This is a genomic window from Paraburkholderia sp. SIMBA_030, assembly GCF_046535245.1.
In the GTDB taxonomy this organism is placed as follows: domain Bacteria; phylum Pseudomonadota; class Gammaproteobacteria; order Burkholderiales; family Burkholderiaceae; genus Paraburkholderia.
This window is the reverse complement of the sequence record NZ_JAWRXB010000672.1, coordinates 1-267: the sequence shown is the minus strand read 5'-3', so window position 1 is coordinate 267 and position 267 is coordinate 1. Positions and strand designations below refer to the sequence as shown.

The following is a 267-nucleotide window of genomic DNA, read 5'->3' as shown; positions in this document are numbered from 1 at the left end:
GCCAGCTCCAAGCGTGGAGCGGATACATCAGTGATAGCGATTTTTCGGGCTCCTGCATGCCTTGCGACGGCGATTGCCATGAGCCCGATAGGCCCGGCACCGGTGATCAGGACGTCCTCGCCCACCAGCGGGAAACTGAGCGCCGTGTGGACGGCATTACCGAACGGGTCAAAGATGGCCCCCAGTTCCGGCGTGACGGACTCGTCCTGGTGGACCCACACGTTCGTCTCGGGGATGACAACAAACTCGGCAAAGGCACCATCACGC

1 pseudogene is annotated in these 267 nt (G+C 62.2%); it reads right to left on the bottom strand.

From position 1 onward, the window contains the following. A pseudogene (gene tdh, locus SB772_RS41650) lies at positions 1-267 on the bottom strand (L-threonine 3-dehydrogenase); the annotation flags it as partial.